Source organism: Pseudomonas sp. IPO3774 (genome assembly GCF_013386835.1).
GTDB lineage: Bacteria > Pseudomonadota > Gammaproteobacteria > Pseudomonadales > Pseudomonadaceae > Aquipseudomonas.
This window is the reverse complement of sequence record NZ_JACAQY010000003.1, coordinates 1-15,434: the sequence shown is the minus strand read 5'-3', so window position 1 is coordinate 15,434 and position 15,434 is coordinate 1. Positions and strand designations below refer to the sequence as shown.

Sequence of the window (15,434 nt, the reverse complement as noted above, 5' to 3'; positions counted from 1 at the left end):
GCCGATCGATTTGATCCAAAGGGAATGTTCATGTCGCAACCCGTTCGCTTCACTTTGCGCCCGCTGGCGCTGGCCGTTACTGCTACCTTGTTGTGCCTGGGCGCGCTCGACGCGCAAGCCGCCGAGTCACCGTCGACTCAGGAAACGGCCCGCCACTACACCATCGCCGCGGGTTCGTTGGTCAACGTGCTGAACAGCTTCGCCGAGCAGTCCGGGATCTTTTTCGCCGGCCACAACAGCCTGGCCAGCGGCAAAACCAGCCCGGGCCTCAACGGCAGCTACACCCCGGCCAGCGGTTTGCAACGGCTGTTGCAAGGCAGCGGCTTGCAGGCCGTGCCCCAGGGCAACAACGGCTACGTGCTGGAGTTGGTCCCGGCCAACACCGGCGCCCTGGAACTGGGCGCCACCACCATCTCCGGCGAAGGCCTGGGCGCCACCACCGAAGATACGCACTCCTACACCACCGGCGCCATGGCTTCGGCCACCGGCCTGGCGCTGTCGATGCGCGAGACGCCGCAGTCGGTAACAGTGATCACCCGCCAACAAATGGACGACCAAGGCTCCACCAGCATCGCCGACACCCTGCGCCGTGCACCGGGCGTGAGCGTACAGAATTACGACAGCGAACGCTGGGAGTTTTCCAGCCGCGGCCTGCCGATCACCAACTTCCAGTACGACGGGGTCAACTCCACCTACGACGGCGTGTATGACTACGGCACCACCAGCACCGACATGGCGGTGTATGACCGCCTGGAAATCATCAAGGGCTCAGCCGGCCTGATGTCCGGCTCCGGCGATCCTTCGGCCACGGTCAACCTGATTCGCAAAAAGCCCACCCGGGACTTCAAGGCTTCCGTCACACAGACCTTCGGCTCGTGGGACAACTACCGCACCGAAGGCGATATTTCCGGGCCACTGACCGACTCCGGCAATGTGCGCGGGCGCTTCGTCGGCGTGTATCAGGATCGTCAGTCGTACCTGGACCACTACCAGAACACCAAGGACATTGCCTACGGCATCCTCGAAGCCGACCTGACGCCGGACACCCTGCTGACCTTCGGCATCGACCAGCAGGACACCCGCTCCCGTGGCGCCAGCTGGACCGGCTTCCCGATGTACTTCAGCAACGGTTCACGCACCGACTTCTCGCGGTCCTTCAACCCGGCCGCCGACTGGAGCCGCCGCGACTTCCAGAACCAGACCCTGTTTGCCTCGGTGCAACAAAAGCTCGCGAACGACTGGTCGCTGAAAGTCAGCCTTGACCGCAAGCGCAGCCAGCACGATACCCTGCTCGCCTCCGCCAGCGGCGGCAACCCGGACCCGGTCACGGGCGACGGGATGTACATGTTCATGGGCAAATACAAGGGTGACCAGGTGCAAAACACCCTGGACATCAACCTCAATGGCCCCTTCAGCCTGTTCGGGCGCGAGCATGAATTGATCATGGGCTTCATGGCCACCCGCTCGAAGCAGGACGTGCCGGTGTACGGCTCGATCTACCCGCCCGTGGGCGGCAGCATTTACGACTGGCGCGGCGAATACCCGAAGCCTGACATTCCCCGCAGCGGCCAGAACGACATCGTGCAACGCCAGACCGGCGCGTACCTGGCCACGCGCTTGAAACCCACCGATGACCTGTCGGTGATCCTGGGTACCCGCGTCAGCAACTTCAGCGGCACCGACAACACCGACTTCTACGACCCGACCAAGGCCGACAACCGTTTCACCTACCGCCAGACCGGCGTCGTCACGCCCTATGCCGGTATCGTCTACGACCTGAATGACATCTGGTCGGTGTACACCAGCTACACCAAGATCTACAAACCGCAAAACAGCAAGGACGCCGACCGCAAGTTGCTCGATCCGATTGAAGGCGACACCTACGAAGCCGGGCTCAAGGCCGCTTTCTTCGACGGCCGCCTGAACGCCAGCTTCGCCGCATTCCGCATCGAACAGGACAACGTTGCGCAGTACGTTTCCGGGTTTGAGACCGACTCGGTATATCGCCCGATTGCCGGCGCTACCACCAAGGGCTTTGAAGTCGAACTGGCCGGTGAAGTGCTGGACGGCTGGAACGTCTCGGCGGGCTACACCTACCAGCACAGCCGTGACGCCAACGGCGATTACGTCTATGGCTCTGTGCTGCAAACCACCACGCCCCAGCAAGTGGTGCGGTTGTTCAACACCTATCGGCTGCCCGGCGCCCTGGAGAACCTGACCGTGGGTGGCGGCGTGAATTGGCAGAGCGAGTTCTTCGGCAATGTGTTCCAGCCCGATCCCAACGACTCGGTGAATTTCGGCCACAACTCACGCATTACCCAGGACAGCTACTTCCTGGTGGACGTGATGGCGCGCTACCGCTTCAACGAGCACCTGAGCACCACGTTGAACGTGAAGAACCTGTTCGACAAAAAGTACTACACCGGCCTGGGCAACTTCGGTACCGGTTTCTACGGCGAGCCGCGCAGCCTGCAATTGGCGACCCGCTGGGATTTTTGAGCCCAAACGCCAGACTGCCGTAGCGCCCGCAACGGCAGTCGACTCGGGCTACACCCCGTCAGGAAGGTACGTCTTTTGTTCTGGCCCGGCCCATCCGACGATGCAGGCTCCGGTCGCCCATAGCACGTGGGCGACCTTGCACAGAGCCTGAACGCCATGGATGACTTACCCTTTCTGTCCCACCTGTTGAAGAATATTTCTCCCTCCGCCCTGGACCTGATCAAGCACCAGGCATTGCGCCTCAAGGACGATCAAGTGCTGATCGCCGAACTGATCGCCGGTTTGATCAGACTGGTTGCCCAAGGCACCACCCCGGCAACCGAACCCATCTTGATCAGCGTGCCGGAAAATACCATGCTCGGTCGCTGGGTGCGGCTCTTCTGTGACGCCATCGGCCGCCCGGCCTTCCGTGAGTGGGCCTCACGCCATGACCTGGAACTGGCGAGCCTGGTGTTTCGGGGCGGCGATCTGCAGGCCACGATCCTGGAAGGCACGGTCAAAACACCGTACACCTTCACCCTGGACAAAGACTCTGATTGGTGGCGCGTCGCGAATCCGATCCTGGAGGTGGTGCAGATTATCGATACGGTCAACGCCGGCTTGCCATTCATGGAAAACCTCGTCGAACCTCATTCGAGGACACTGCCTCTGAACCTGGTATTGCCCTTCTATGGCTACCCGTTACCGACCAATCATTTGCAGGCTCAGGTGATTCTCGAAGAGATCCATACCCTCGACACGCTGCCCGGTGTCGATGAAAGCGGGCGGCTCAAATCCACCCTGCGCAAGCGCTTGACCGAAGAGCAGCGGGATTACCAACAACTGGCCGATGCGCTGCAGACGCTCCTGGAACAAAGTACAAACGGCAGCCCGCCTTTCGATTGGCTGCAGCTCTACCTGCAACGATGCACGCTGGACTCGGACTCAATGTTGTCGAGCACCTTAAAGTACGCGGCACAGCTGCTTTACGCCGTGACGCAGGGCGAAGAGTTCGCGAGCCTCAACCCTGCCAGTCAAGGCGCTGCCTCCACTTACCGCTATTCCGTCGACCAAAAAGTAGTGATCGCCGTGACCGACGGCCGCGAGGCCAATACCTCACCTCTGGATCGCTCCAACAACTCAGCGCTGAATCAGCAATGGGATGAGCTGGAGCGCCTGGCCAATCTCGCCCATACCGACATATTGCCGGACGCCAGCCTCAGCCTGGCCGCGCTGATGACGGCGTATCGGCTACCCCGTCCTGCCAGTGCAGGGGACGTTCAGGTCCTGGTGGAACAACTGCGCGCCACCAGCGCAGCGACGTTTCCCTATGTCAGCTCGGCCGCCCACTCGTTGGTGGCCGTCAGCAAACACATGCGCCATATCGCGGTCCTCAATGACCGTTACACCATGCAAGCAGCACTCAAGTCGATCACCCTCGATACGCAGCTCACTAGCACCCTGGACATGACGTTCAACCTGGCGGCTGACTCGCCCTTTGCCATGCTGGTGGACAAAGGGGCGCAACTGCTCGCAGGTTTGCGCCAGGAATCGGCCTTTCAACGCGTGAGCGCCACCCGCCAATTTAACCTTGCCCGGGTGTATGTACTGAACGCGGACGGCGAACTCAGTGGTTACGCGCTGGACGATGCGCCCAAGGTACTCACCCGTGCGGACACACCGCTTTCAAGCCTGACCTCGATGGCCGACCCCCTGTTGGAACTGGCCCGCCAATCCGGCGGGCGCATCAGCACCAATGGCCAGGTCAGCTTGCGCCAGTTACTCAACCTCTACCAGATGGCGCTACCGGCTACCCGTGACGAAGCCCATGCCACGGCACGCATCCTGCGCATCCCGACAACCAAACAGCCACGCCACGGCAACTACTGGCGGGCATTGCAGGTGATGCCACTGCTGGCGGCGCAACGCAAACAGGTGCTGCAGACCGTCGCCGCCTTCCTGCCCAACCAGGACGTAAAACTGTTCGACTACCTGAGCGAAACAATCGTCGGCGAAAAAAACCGTGACCAGGTGCGCGCCGAGGCTGATCTGCTGCTGCACCAACTATTGGCATCGCCCCCGGCCCAGGCACTGGCCGCGCGGCTATCGGAAACCGTGGGCTGGTACGGTGAACACGCCAGCGCTGCAAACACCCGTGCCAGCAGAAACGCACTGTTGTTTGCCGCACTGATTCTCAGCCTGGACGCGAATGCTGGTAAGCAGCGGGCCACTGTCGCCGGCTATGACCTGACCGATTCCTACAACTGGGGCCTGACCTTCCATGAAGTCCGTAACGCCGTAGAAGCCATGGTCCAGTTCAAGGTCCTGCGCACCAGCGCCGTACCCATGGCCGCGCACCTGTTGCTGGCGGGCATCGCCCCGGAATTCCTGGTGCGGGACATCCCTGATGAGGTGTCGTACATGAGTTCCCATACCTGGGTACATTTCAAGCAATACGTGGACCTGATCGAAGCTGAAACACCGGGTGCATCACGGGCCATGCGCTTCACCGACTTCATGGCGGTGATCTACTTCATCATGCCCTCCCGCCGGGTTCGCCGAGGCAGTCTGCCGATCGTCGACTGGGCCGTGGCCAACGGAGTACTGGCCAAAAACGTTGATGGGCACAGTACCACGCAGAAGAATCGCGCCATTGCCGCGTTGAACGAGCAGCTCAACCAGTTGCAGATCAGTTCCGAGTTGAAGAAGAACGGGCATACCAGCCTGTATGAGATAGCCTTGCAGGATCTTCAGCGGGTGTTTGCCGGTAGCACCGATCTGGAGCGAATGGTCATACAATGGCAGGCCAGGACTGGTAACCGCTCGGAGCCGGATATCGCCGCCAATACCGCCGTTTCCCTGGTTCAGTTGCACATGGCAGGCAAGCTGACCAAAGGCACAACGCAATGGCGCTCGCCCCTCAAGGACGTTGATTTCGCCAGCATGGCGTCACGGTTCGATGAGTTGGGGTCAATCCATTCCACTTTCGCGGCCGAGTTCGAGAAGCGCTACACGGCGGTGCGCGCCGCGCTGCTACAGTCGATCGTGTATTGGATGTCACAACTGCCCCTGCTTAGCCGTAAAGGCATGGAATATGGCAGCCTGGAATTCCATCGCCTGCAAACGTCACGCACCAGTGCTGGCGGGCAGACATCGGGCATCGGGAGATTCGGGGTGCTGGTGTTGTGCAGGTACGCCGGCGACAAGCGCTTCTACGAATTTCTCCCAAAGCAACTGAAGGTTGCCCCATTACCGGGCCTGACCCTGCAAATATTCGAACAGGCCCTGCGCACCGGCAATACCCAAGGCAGCCCGCTGCCGATCGATTGGTCAGCGTACGCGCGCGGCACCATTCCCAACGGGCAGCAACACGCGACGGTCATTGCCCAACGTTTTGCCGAGCTGCCTGCCGTCTATGGGCCGGGCCCTGTGGTACCCAACACCTTCACCTCGCCACGCAGCCTGGCCATTGCCAGCATCGTGATTGACCAGCACTTGCTGGTAGGCGCCGATGAGGCGCGAGCGGCGGCGAAGCAACCCCTTTCCCTGGCAGACGCCATCAACGGCGTAGATCCGCGGATCGGTTTCCTGCGCAGAATGGAACCCGAAACCATGAAATGAAACGTTGCAGGCCGGTTTCTGTGTAATCATTCACTGCATTGTTTCCCGGTGAGACTTGTAGTGATGCGACCGCCCCTCGAACCGACTGCCCCGTCCTTCTGGCGCGACGAACGCCTGCCGTTCATTGAGGCTCGCACCATCGCCGACGGGCGGAAGGTCTGCTACACCCGCCACGCCCACGAGCACTTTTCCATCGGCGCGATCACGGCCGGGCAGAGCCTGTACATCCATGGGGCATCGACCTTCAAGATCAGCACCGGCACCGTGGTCTTGATGAATCCCGGGGATGTCCATGCCTGCAACCCCATTGATGATCTGCCCTGGTCCTATCACATGCTGTATATCGATACGGCCTGGCTGACCGACCTGCAGCATCAGCTGGGTTTCAGCAAGGACCAGGACTTTCGTCCGTTCACCGCCACCCACAGCACGGATGTCGCGCTGTACCGCGGGCTGAACGAGCTGTATGAGGTGCTGGTGGACAACCACGCCGAACACCTGCACAAGCAGAGTGCGGTGGTGAGTTTTTTCACCGAGGTGCAACAACGCCTCAACCCGTCGGAGACCCCGGTGCGCGAGGTCAATCACAAGCTGGAGCGGGCCGCCGACTATATCCGCGAACATTGCACCGAGGCCCTGAAGCTCGAAGACATTTGCCAGGAGGCTGAACTGTCGCCGTCGTACCTGATTCGTGCGTTCAAGCAGTATTACGGCATGACGCCCCACGCATTCCTGGTCAATCGCCGCATTCAGTTTGCCCGCACCCAGTTGCGCAGCGGCCAGTTGATCGCCGACGTCGCACTGGCGGCCGGCTTTTCTGATCAGGCGCATTTCCAGCGCACGTTCAAACAGCACCTGGCGGCGACGCCCGGGCAATATCGCGGCTGACTCAGGCCAGCAGCAGATACCCCACGCTGGCCACCAACAAGGCGGCCATCGAGCGATTGAACAGGCGCATGCCCTGGGGATTGCTCAGGTAGCGGCGCAGGAACGTCCCGGCGTACGCCCAGCACGCCACCGACAAGTAGCAAATCACCAGGTAGATCGTCGCAAACAGCCAGACTTGCTGCGCATCGCCATCGGCGACAAACAGCCCCATGCCTGCCACACACGCCAGCCAGGCCTTGGGGTTGAGCCATTGCATGATCGCCCCATAGAGCATCGACGGCGCCGCGGCCGTGCCTTCAGCGTCCAGGCGCCCATTGTCCACGGCCAGTTTCCAGGCCATGTACAACAGGAAGGCCACCCCGCCCCATTGAATCAACTGCGTCAGCAGCGGCCAGCGCACCAGCACCTCATGCAGCCCCAGGCCAATCAGCACCAGTAGCAAGGTGAATCCCAACGCGGCTCCAGCCACGTGCTTTTGACTGGCGGCAAACCCAAAGCGCGCCCCCGAACTGATGGCCACCACATTCACCGGTCCCGGCGTGATGGAGGTGGCCAAAGCGAAAGCGGCCATGGAAATGATCAAGCTCATTGCAATTCCTTTTTGTTGTGCGGGTATGAGCTGAACCTTAAGGAGAAGATGGATCGCGGTATTGAAGAAAATGCCCCTGCCGGGAATGACCGAAAAAACCATCAGTTGAAACCCTTAGCCCACCCGCTGCAAAAGACAAATTTATTCCATTGATATAACTGTATTTTTCTCTTTCCAAAGGGCGTTTTTGATAGGAAAAAATGCGTGTTTCCCAAGGTAGGCACGGTGCTAGAGTCGAGCGCACATCTGGCCGGATGACCTCAACCTGCTCACAAAAAAGGAATCGCCATGTCACGTCGCTTATTGGCAGCTGCCTGCCTGTTGCTGTCCCTCTCCGGGGTTCAGGCCGCGGAACGCTGGGAAACCCTTCCGCCCACCCCGGCGCCGATTGCGGGGGCCAAGACCGGCTATGCCGCCATCAATGGCATCAAGGTCTACTACACCAAGACCGGGCATGGTTCGCCGGTCATCCTGCTGCACGGTGGCCTGTCCAATTCCGATTACTGGGGCAACCAGGTCAAGGCGCTGGCCGCCAAACACACGGTCATCAGCCTCGACAGCCGTGGCCACGGGCGCAGTTCCCGGGACGAGAACCCCTTCGGTTACGACTTGATGGCCGATGATGTGGTCGCCGTACTCGACAGCCTGAAAATCCCCCGCGCCGATATCGTCGGCTGGAGCGACGGCGCAATCATCGGTATCGATCTTGCCCTGCGCCATCCCGACCGTATCGGCAAGGTGTTTGCCTTTGCCGCCAACACCCAGACCTCCGGGGTCAAGGATGGCGTAGAGAAAAATCCGACCTTCGCCGCCTTCATCGAACGCGCCGGCCAGGAGTACGCCAGGCACTCGCCGACGCCAAAAGAGTACGACGCCTTCGTCGAGCAGATCAGCCATATGTGGGCCAGCCAACCCAACTGGACCGACGCGCAACTGGCGTCCATCAAGACTCCGATCCTGATTGTCGACGGCGACCACGATGAGGCGATCAAGCGTGAACACACCGAATACATCGCGGCGACTATTCCGGGAGCGGGCCTGCTGATTCTGCCGAACACCAGCCACTTCGCATTCCTGCAGGACCCGACGCTGTTCAATGCCGCGCTGCTGGACTTCCTGGACAGCAAATAGCCCCGCCTACTCTCCGGTCATCCGCTCCAGGCTGTTGCTCAAGTGCAACAGCATGGCGGCCCGGGCCGCGTCCGGGTCCTGGCGGCGGATGGCTTTCAGGATCGCCTCGTGCTCAAGGTTCGCCAAGCGCCCCAGTTCCATCAGGTCCGCGTCGCCGCGTTCCTCGGCATTGATCCGGGTGCGTGGGATTACCGAGTGGCCCAGGTGATAAATCACGTCGGTAAAATAGGTATTGCCAGTGGCCTGGGCGATCAGGCGATGGAAGCGCACGTCAGGCTCAACGGCACTGTCGTTGTTGGCCAGCGAGTCCTGGTAATCATCCAGTGCCTGGCGCATCTGCTGCAGTTGTTCATCGGTACGGCGCAAGGCTGCCAGGGCGGCTGCCTGGGTTTCCAGGCCCATGCGCAGTTCAAGAATGCCGCGCACGCTGGCGGCGGTGTCGTGGGTCAGGTGCAGGCCGTGGCGCTCGTCGCGCTCCAGCACAAAGGTGCCGACACCGTGGCGGGTTTCCACAAGCCCGGCGGCCTGCAATTTGGAAAGCGCTTCGCGCACCACCGTGCGGCTGACGCCGTACTCGCCCACGATGGCCGACTCCGACGGCAGCTTTTCACCCGGCGCCATCTGCCCCAGGAGAATCTGCTGGGTCAGCGCGGTGACGATGTCGTGGGCAAGGCCCGGGGAGCGCTTGCGATGAGGTGCCGAGCTGGGGTTTTGCATCAGGAATTCCGTTCAGGGGCGCCTGGCAATACTAGCATTCTTGCAAGCCCTTACTTGTATGACAACAAACAAATACCTGTAGGAGCGAGCCTGCTCGCGAAAAAACCCGTCGCAGCGCAAACATTGCACAAAACCTCGTAATCGTTGACGATTTTCGCGAGCAAGCTCGCTCCTACAAAGGGTTGCCATCTCTGAAAATGCAGTTGTATGATGTCTATCAAGTTGTCAGACATCTCTGACAACCCAAATACGTCCCCGCACAACAATAATCAGTGGGAGTTTGACCCGTGACCCCTTCCAGCCCTGCGACAGCTGCGCCTGCCACCGACCCGGTCCTGACCCGCGCGATCAAGAAGGTGAAGAGCCATGTGCTCCCACTGTTCGTGATCATGTTCATCGTCAACTACATCGACCGCGTCAACATCGGCTTTGTGCGTACCCATATGGAGCACGACCTGGGCATTGGTGCGGCCGCCTACGGCTTCGGCGCCGGGTTGTTTTTCATCGGCTACGCGCTGTTCGAAGTGCCGTCCAACATGCTCCTGCAAAAAGTCGGCGCGCGCATCTGGCTGACCCGCATCATGTTCACCTGGGGCATCACCGCCACATTGATGGCCTTCATCCAGAACGAAACCCACTTCTACATCCTGCGCTTTCTGCTGGGCGTGGCCGAAGCGGGCTTCTTTCCCGGGGTGATCTACTACTTCACCCGCTGGCTGCCCGGCGTCGAACGCGGCAAGGCGATTGCAATCTTCCTCAGCGGCTCGGCCCTCGCCTCGCTGATCTCCGGCCCCTTGTCCGGCGTGCTGCTGCAAATCACCGGGCTGGGCCTGCATGGCTGGCAGTGGATGTACATCATCGAAGGCATGGCGTCGGTGCTGCTGTGCTTTTTCGTGTGGTTCTGGCTGGACTCCAAGCCCCACGACGCCAAGTGGCTCAGCCTTGAAGAAAAGGATGCGCTGGTGGGCGAGATCGACCGCGAACAGCGCGAGCGTGACGCCGCCACCACGGTCAAGCCGACCCTGGGCAAGCTGCTCAAGGACCGTCAGATCATGCTGTTCTGCGCCCTGTATTTCTGCATCCAACTGACGATCTATGCCGCCACTTTCTGGTTGCCGAGCATCATTAAAAAGATGGGCGACCTGAGCGACATCCAGGTGGGTTTCTACAACTCCATCCCATGGTTGATCTCGATCATCGCGATGTACGCCTTCGCGGCACTGGCGGGCAAATTCAAGTTCCAGCAAGCCTGGGTCGCTGCGGCACTGTTGATCGCCGCCGTCGGCATGTTCCTTTCCACTACCGGCGGGCCGATCTTTGCCTTTATCGCCATCTGCTTCGCGGCGATCGGCTTCAAGTCGGCGTCCTCGCTGTTCTGGCCGATTCCCCAGGGTTACCTGGATGCACGCATCGCCGCGGCGGTGATCGCATTGATCAACTCCATCGGCAACCTCGGCGGGTTTGTCGCGCCCACCACCTTTGGTTTCCTGGAACAGACCACCGGCTCGATCCAGGGCGGTTTGTATGGCTTGGCGGGCACTTCGATCCTTGCGGCCATCCTGGTGTTTTTCGCCAGGACACTGCCCGGCCCGACCACCAGCAGCGTGCTGCAACCCGCCCCCGTCTTGAGCAAATAAGGACTACACGATGAACACAGAACACCAGCACCACGCCAACAGCGCCCCGGTCGTTACCGGCCTGCAAGTCATCCCGGTGGCCGGCCACGACAGCATGCTGCTCAACCTCAGCGGTGCCCACGGGCCGTTTTTTACGCGCAACATCGTGATCCTTACCGACAGCGCCGGCCGTACCGGCGTCGGTGAGGTACCCGGCGGCGAACGCATCCGCGAGACCCTGGAAGACGCCCGCAGCCTGGTGATCGGCAAGCCCATCGGCCAGTACCAGAGCATTCTCAATGCCATGCGCCAGACCTTCGCCGCGCGGGATTCGGCGGGCCGGGGTTTGCAGACGTTTGACCTGCGCATCACCATCCATGCCGTCACGGCGATGGAAGCCGCACTGCTGGATTTGCTCGGCCAATTCCTCGAAGTCCCGGTGGCGGCCCTTCTCGGCGAAGGCCAGCAGCGCGACGCGGTGAAGATGCTCGGCTACCTGTTCTACATCGGTGATCGCCAGCAAACCGACCTGGCCTATCGCAGTGAAGACGATGCCGAAGACTGGTTCCGCCTGCGTCATGAACAGGCCATGACGCCCGAAGCCATCGTGCGTCTGGCAGAGGCGGCCAAGGCGCAATACGGCTTCAATGACTTCAAGCTCAAAGGCGGCGTACTGCGCGGCGGCGACGAAATCGAGGCGGTGACTGCACTGGCCGAACGCTTCCCCGATGCGCGCATCACCCTGGACCCCAACGGCGCCTGGTCACTGAAAGAAGCCATCGCCCTGTGCCGCGACCAGCATCATGTGCTGGCCTATGCCGAAGATCCTTGCGGCGCGGAAAACGGTTACTCCGGGCGCGAAGTCATGGCCGAATTCCGCCGTGCCACCGGGCTGCCCACCGCCACCAACATGATCGCCACCGACTGGCGTGAAATGGGGCATGCGATCCAGTTGCAATCCGTGGATATTCCCCTGGCCGACCCGCACTTCTGGACCATGCAGGGCTCGGTGCGCGTGGCGCAGATGTGCCACGAATGGGGCCTGACCTGGGGCTCGCACTCCAATAATCACTTCGACATTTCCCTGGCGATGTTCACCCAGGTGGCCGCCGCCGCGCCGGGGGAAATCACGGCCATCGACACCCACTGGATCTGGCAGGACGGCCAGCGGTTGACCAAGGCTCCGCTGAAGATTGTCGACGGCCACATCAAGGTGCCGGCCAAACCGGGCCTGGGCGTGGACATCGACATGGACGCCGTGGCCCACGCCCATGAACTGTACAAAGGCATGGGCCTGGGTGCGCGCAATGACAGCGTGGCGATGCAGTTCATGATTCCGGGCTGGACGTTCGATAACAAGCGGCCGTGCCTGGTGCGCTGACCTCAGTTGAAGATCATCGAAAAGTGCGCGCCCACCCCGGCGCGCACACCCTCGCCGACCGCCAGCGCCACCGAGCCGCCGGCCAGGTTGGCATCGCCGCAGGCAAACACACCGGGCACGGTGGTCTGGCGCGTCTCGTTGGTCAGCAGGTAGGGCCCGGTCGGCCCGTCGACAAACTCACAGCCCAACTGCTCGGCCAATGGGCTGGCCATGCGCGTACGGGACAGGGTGAAAATACCGTCCAGCACGATCATCCGCCCGTCTGCCAATTCCACATCCGCCCGCTCACCGACAATCCGCCGCACCGCCGAGCTTTCGACGCTGACCCCGCGCCGATCCAGTTGCGCCTGCTGCTCGGCATCCGGCACAAATGCGCCGTTGGTAAACAGCGTGGTGGTGCCCCAGTCCGGCAGCAGCATCGCGTGATGCATGGCCAGTGGCGACGTCGCCAGCACGCCGATGCGGCCTTGATCCAGTTCATAGCCGTGGCAATACGGGCAATGGAACACATGCTTGCCCCAGCGCTCCTTCAACCCCTCGACCTCGGGTAACTCATCCACCACGCCGGTAGCGAGAATCAAGCGTTTAGCGTTGAACTCACCCTTGCAACGGGTTTGCACCACGAAGCCATCCTGGTTTCGAGTCGCTTCAACGGCGGTGTCCTGCACCCAGGTCACCGTCGGATATTCCATCAACTGCCCTCGCCCTTCGGCAGCGATCAGCTCCGGCGGCTGGCCATCCTGGCTGAGGAAACCGTGGGAAGTGGCCGCAAACCGGTTGCGCCGCTGCCCGGCGTCAATCACCAGCACCTTGCGCCGAGCCCGCGCCAGTTGCAGCCCGGCGGACATTCCGGCGTAGCTGCCGCCGACGATAATCACGTCGTAAACCATGAAGATGACCTCTCTGGTGGCCCTTGCATCGGTTGCCGGGCACTCACGACACACCATAAGTTACATAAAAATACCTCGTCAAGCGTCTCGCAACTCCAATCGTTACGAACGATACTTTCGAGCAGGAAATCCAAAGGCTTGCAGATGAGAAACGACACCCGGCTTTCGCGCATGCTCCATGTGCTGATCCACATGGGCCGCCACGAGGAACGCGCCACCTCGGAGACCATCGCGCAGATGCTTGGTACCAACGCGGTGGTGGTACGCCGCACTCTGGGCCTGCTCAAGGAGAAAGGTTATGTGCGTTCGGAAAAAGGCCATCAGGGCGGCTGGATGCTGGGCAAGCCGCTGAGTGAAATCACCCTGCTGGACATCCACAATGCCCTTGGCACGTCGTCGATCTTTGCCGTCGGCCTGTCCACCGATCATCCGCAATGCCTGGTGGAACAGGCCGTCAATGCGGCGCTGAACCAGGCGTTTGACGATGCCCAGGCGTTGCTGCTGCAGCGTTTGGGAGAGGTGACGCTGGCACAGTTGGCGGATGATTTTGACGAGCGCTATCGGGTGGCGATAACGCCCGCACCCTGTGCGTGATGCACGCGACGCCCTAAGCGCCGCCCACCGAGCGCCACGCTGCCTCGGCCAGGGTTTCCCGGTACACCCGAGGGCTGCTGGCCGAGCGCCCGGCCAGCCAGGCACGGCAGTAGCTGTCGGCCTGGCCGATGATCAGTGATGGCAAGAGTTCGGCGGGCACCTGGCTGAGCTGATCACCCCGTCCAGGCAGCACCATCCACTCCTTCAGCAACGCATTGCGCGCCTGATTGCGGCTTTCCAGTTCAGCGGCGAACGGGCCCTTGGTCACCGCGAAATGCGCGTGGTACTGGAAGCGCGCCCACTGCGGTTCGCTGTCTACCCAATCGACATAGCTGTGGACCAGTGCGTACACCCCCTCCTTCGCCGTTTTGGCCGATTCAAGGTAGCGCCCACGCAATTCGGCCTGATCCTCCAGCGCGGTAAAAAACAGCGCGGCGACCAGGCCTTCCTTGTTGCCGAAGTGATGATAAATGGCGCCGACGCTGGTATCGCAGCGCGCGCGGATCATCTCGATGGTGGTGGCTTCAAGGCCCTGCTCGTTGAACAGGTCCAGGGCTGCCTTGAAGATATCGCGCTTCAATTCGGCCCTTCGGCCAGGGAAGCAACGCTGAAGCAGATCCGGGGTTTGCATGCTGAACAGGAACTCAGTCAGTGAAGAAGAACAAGCCCGGGCAGCTTGACAGATTTCCCATGGGCAGAATACTGTTCCGTTACAGAAAATTATTCTGTAACGGAACAATATTCCGTAAAATTCATTTAATCAGCGAGGCAGCACCATGAGTCAGGCCCTGAGCATGTTCAACAGCGTTGGCCCCGAAGCGTTCAGCAAACTGGCGTGCCAGATGGCGCCCTACTTCAGCACCATCAATCCGTTGATGACCCAGTTGCGTCCGGGGTTTGCCTCGGTGGAAGTGCCGTTCAGCAAGGCCATCACCAACCACCTGGGCACCGTGCATGCCATTGCCATGTGCAACGCTGCGGAGTTGGCGGCGGGTACCATGACGGACGTTTCCGTGCCGGCGGGTGCGCGGTGGATTCCCAAGGGGATGACGGTGGAGTATCTGGCCAAGGCCAAGAGCAGCGTGACGGCGACGGCCAATGGCGAAGGTATCGACTGGCAAACGGCGGGTGACAAGGTGGTGCCGGTGGAGATGCTGGATGCGGAGGGGAAATTGGTGTTTACCGCGCGGATTATTATGAATGTGAAATTGGGGTGATGGGGTTGGGGGCATATCCGTTGCTGCGGTTATGGCCGCTATCGGGTTGCGCTCTCACAGCGGCCTACCAGCCGACTTGAGTGGGGTGAAGCAACCGCAAAATCAAAGGCGGACACGGTCCAAATGTGGGAGCGGGCTTGCTCGCGAAGGTCGTTAACGATGACGTGGGTATCCTGATTCAACGTGGCGCTCTCAGGTTTTTCGCGAGCAAGCCCGCTCCCACATAAAGCGGCGGAGGCAGCTCCCTTTACTTACTTTGGGTTGGGCCGGCATTCCGGCTTTTGCAAAGTGACTCGCTGTAAGAGCGAAACC

The 15,434-nt window shown here is 61.0% G+C and carries 12 protein-coding genes; 8 read left to right on the top strand and 4 right to left on the bottom strand.

Annotated elements, in window-relative coordinates; translation table 11 throughout:
- Positions 1-30 precede the first annotated feature (30 nt).
- The 3 genes from HYE77_RS01165 to HYE77_RS01155 all read left to right on the top strand — a co-directional run bounded on the left by HYE77_RS01165 (position 31) and on the right by HYE77_RS01155 (position 6,987).
- Positions 31-2,499 (top strand): TonB-dependent siderophore receptor, encoded by a 2,469-nt coding sequence (locus HYE77_RS01165; protein ID WP_371316560.1) that lies wholly within the window; start codon positions 31-33, stop codon positions 2,497-2,499.
- 156 nt (positions 2,500-2,655) lie between these two features.
- Positions 2,656-6,099 carry a hypothetical protein gene (locus HYE77_RS01160; protein WP_177068281.1) on the top strand — a complete coding sequence of 1,148 codons (3,444 nt, stop codon included), beginning with the start codon at positions 2,656-2,658 and terminating at the stop codon, positions 6,097-6,099.
- Positions 6,100-6,162: 63 nt separating this feature from the next.
- Positions 6,163-6,987, top strand: a complete 825-nt coding sequence (locus HYE77_RS01155) for an AraC family transcriptional regulator (RefSeq protein WP_177068310.1) — start codon at positions 6,163-6,165, stop codon at positions 6,985-6,987.
- 1 nt (position 6,988) lies between these two features.
- On the opposite strand, the gene HYE77_RS01150 is transcribed toward HYE77_RS01155, so the two are convergent.
- The gene (locus tag HYE77_RS01150) at positions 6,989-7,576 is read right to left on the bottom strand and encodes a LysE family translocator (RefSeq protein ID WP_177068280.1); all 588 of its coding nucleotides are present in this window, start codon (positions 7,574-7,576) and stop codon (positions 6,989-6,991) included.
- Between the two features lie 288 nt (positions 7,577-7,864).
- On the opposite strand from HYE77_RS01150, the gene HYE77_RS01145 reads away from it, so the two are divergent.
- Entirely contained in the window at positions 7,865-8,707 is an 843-nt protein-coding gene (locus HYE77_RS01145) for an alpha/beta fold hydrolase (protein WP_177068279.1), read from the top strand.
- Between the two features lie 6 nt (positions 8,708-8,713).
- Here the strand turns inward: HYE77_RS01145 and HYE77_RS01140 are convergent, their stop codons facing one another.
- Positions 8,714-9,424, bottom strand: a complete 711-nt coding sequence (locus tag HYE77_RS01140) for a FadR/GntR family transcriptional regulator (RefSeq protein WP_008435219.1) — start codon at positions 9,422-9,424, stop codon at positions 8,714-8,716.
- 287 nt (positions 9,425-9,711) lie between these two features.
- On the opposite strand from HYE77_RS01140, the gene HYE77_RS01135 reads away from it, so the two are divergent.
- A complete protein-coding gene (locus HYE77_RS01135) occupies positions 9,712-11,061 on the top strand; it encodes an MFS transporter (RefSeq protein WP_177068278.1) in 1,350 nt (449 codons plus the stop codon).
- Positions 11,062-11,071: 10 nt separating this feature from the next.
- The gene (gene gudD / locus HYE77_RS01130; RefSeq protein ID WP_003207434.1) at positions 11,072-12,421 is read left to right on the top strand and encodes a glucarate dehydratase; all 1,350 of its coding nucleotides are present in this window, start codon (positions 11,072-11,074) and stop codon (positions 12,419-12,421) included.
- A gap of 2 nt (positions 12,422-12,423) precedes the next feature.
- Here gudD and HYE77_RS01125 read toward each other — a convergent pair whose 3' ends face one another.
- Entirely contained in the window at positions 12,424-13,311 is an 888-nt protein-coding gene (locus HYE77_RS01125; protein ID WP_177068277.1) for an NAD(P)/FAD-dependent oxidoreductase, read from the bottom strand.
- A gap of 144 nt (positions 13,312-13,455) precedes the next feature.
- Here HYE77_RS01125 and HYE77_RS01120 point away from each other — a divergent pair, with 144 nt between their 5' ends.
- Positions 13,456-13,905, top strand: a complete 450-nt coding sequence (locus HYE77_RS01120; RefSeq protein ID WP_008435227.1) for an Rrf2 family transcriptional regulator — start codon at positions 13,456-13,458, stop codon at positions 13,903-13,905.
- 13 nt (positions 13,906-13,918) lie between these two features.
- Here the strand turns inward: HYE77_RS01120 and HYE77_RS01115 are convergent, their stop codons facing one another.
- Positions 13,919-14,536 (bottom strand): TetR/AcrR family transcriptional regulator, encoded by a 618-nt coding sequence (locus HYE77_RS01115; protein ID WP_032899370.1) that lies wholly within the window; start codon positions 14,534-14,536, stop codon positions 13,919-13,921.
- A 145-nt stretch (positions 14,537-14,681) separates the two neighbouring features.
- Here HYE77_RS01115 and HYE77_RS01110 point away from each other — a divergent pair, with 145 nt between their 5' ends.
- Positions 14,682-15,122: a hotdog fold domain-containing protein gene (locus tag HYE77_RS01110; protein WP_008435232.1), complete on the top strand. Its 441-nt coding sequence runs from the start codon at positions 14,682-14,684 to the stop codon at positions 15,120-15,122.
- Positions 15,123-15,434 lie beyond the last annotated feature (312 nt).

Excerpts from the sequence above, each read along its gene's own strand:
- HYE77_RS01140 (WP_008435219.1), bottom strand. The coding sequence starts at position 9,424 with ATGCAAAACCCCAGCTCGGCACCTCATCGCAAGCGCTCCCCGGGCCTT.
- HYE77_RS01115 (WP_032899370.1), bottom strand. The coding sequence starts at position 14,536 with ATGCAAACCCCGGATCTGCTTCAGCGTTGCTTCCCTGGCCGAAGGGCC.
- HYE77_RS01150 (WP_177068280.1), bottom strand. The coding sequence starts at position 7,576 with ATGAGCTTGATCATTTCCATGGCCGCTTTCGCTTTGGCCACCTCCATC.
- HYE77_RS01125 (WP_177068277.1), bottom strand. The coding sequence starts at position 13,311 with ATGGTTTACGACGTGATTATCGTCGGCGGCAGCTACGCCGGAATGTCC.
- HYE77_RS01110 (WP_008435232.1), top strand. The coding sequence starts at position 14,682 with ATGAGTCAGGCCCTGAGCATGTTCAACAGCGTTGGCCCCGAAGCGTTC.
- HYE77_RS01165 (WP_371316560.1), top strand. The coding sequence starts at position 31 with ATGTCGCAACCCGTTCGCTTCACTTTGCGCCCGCTGGCGCTGGCCGTT.
- gudD (WP_003207434.1), top strand. The coding sequence starts at position 11,072 with ATGAACACAGAACACCAGCACCACGCCAACAGCGCCCCGGTCGTTACC.
- HYE77_RS01145 (WP_177068279.1), top strand. The coding sequence starts at position 7,865 with ATGTCACGTCGCTTATTGGCAGCTGCCTGCCTGTTGCTGTCCCTCTCC.
- HYE77_RS01155 (WP_177068310.1), top strand. The coding sequence starts at position 6,163 with ATGCGACCGCCCCTCGAACCGACTGCCCCGTCCTTCTGGCGCGACGAA.
- HYE77_RS01160 (WP_177068281.1), top strand. The coding sequence starts at position 2,656 with ATGGATGACTTACCCTTTCTGTCCCACCTGTTGAAGAATATTTCTCCC.
- HYE77_RS01120 (WP_008435227.1), top strand. The coding sequence starts at position 13,456 with ATGAGAAACGACACCCGGCTTTCGCGCATGCTCCATGTGCTGATCCAC.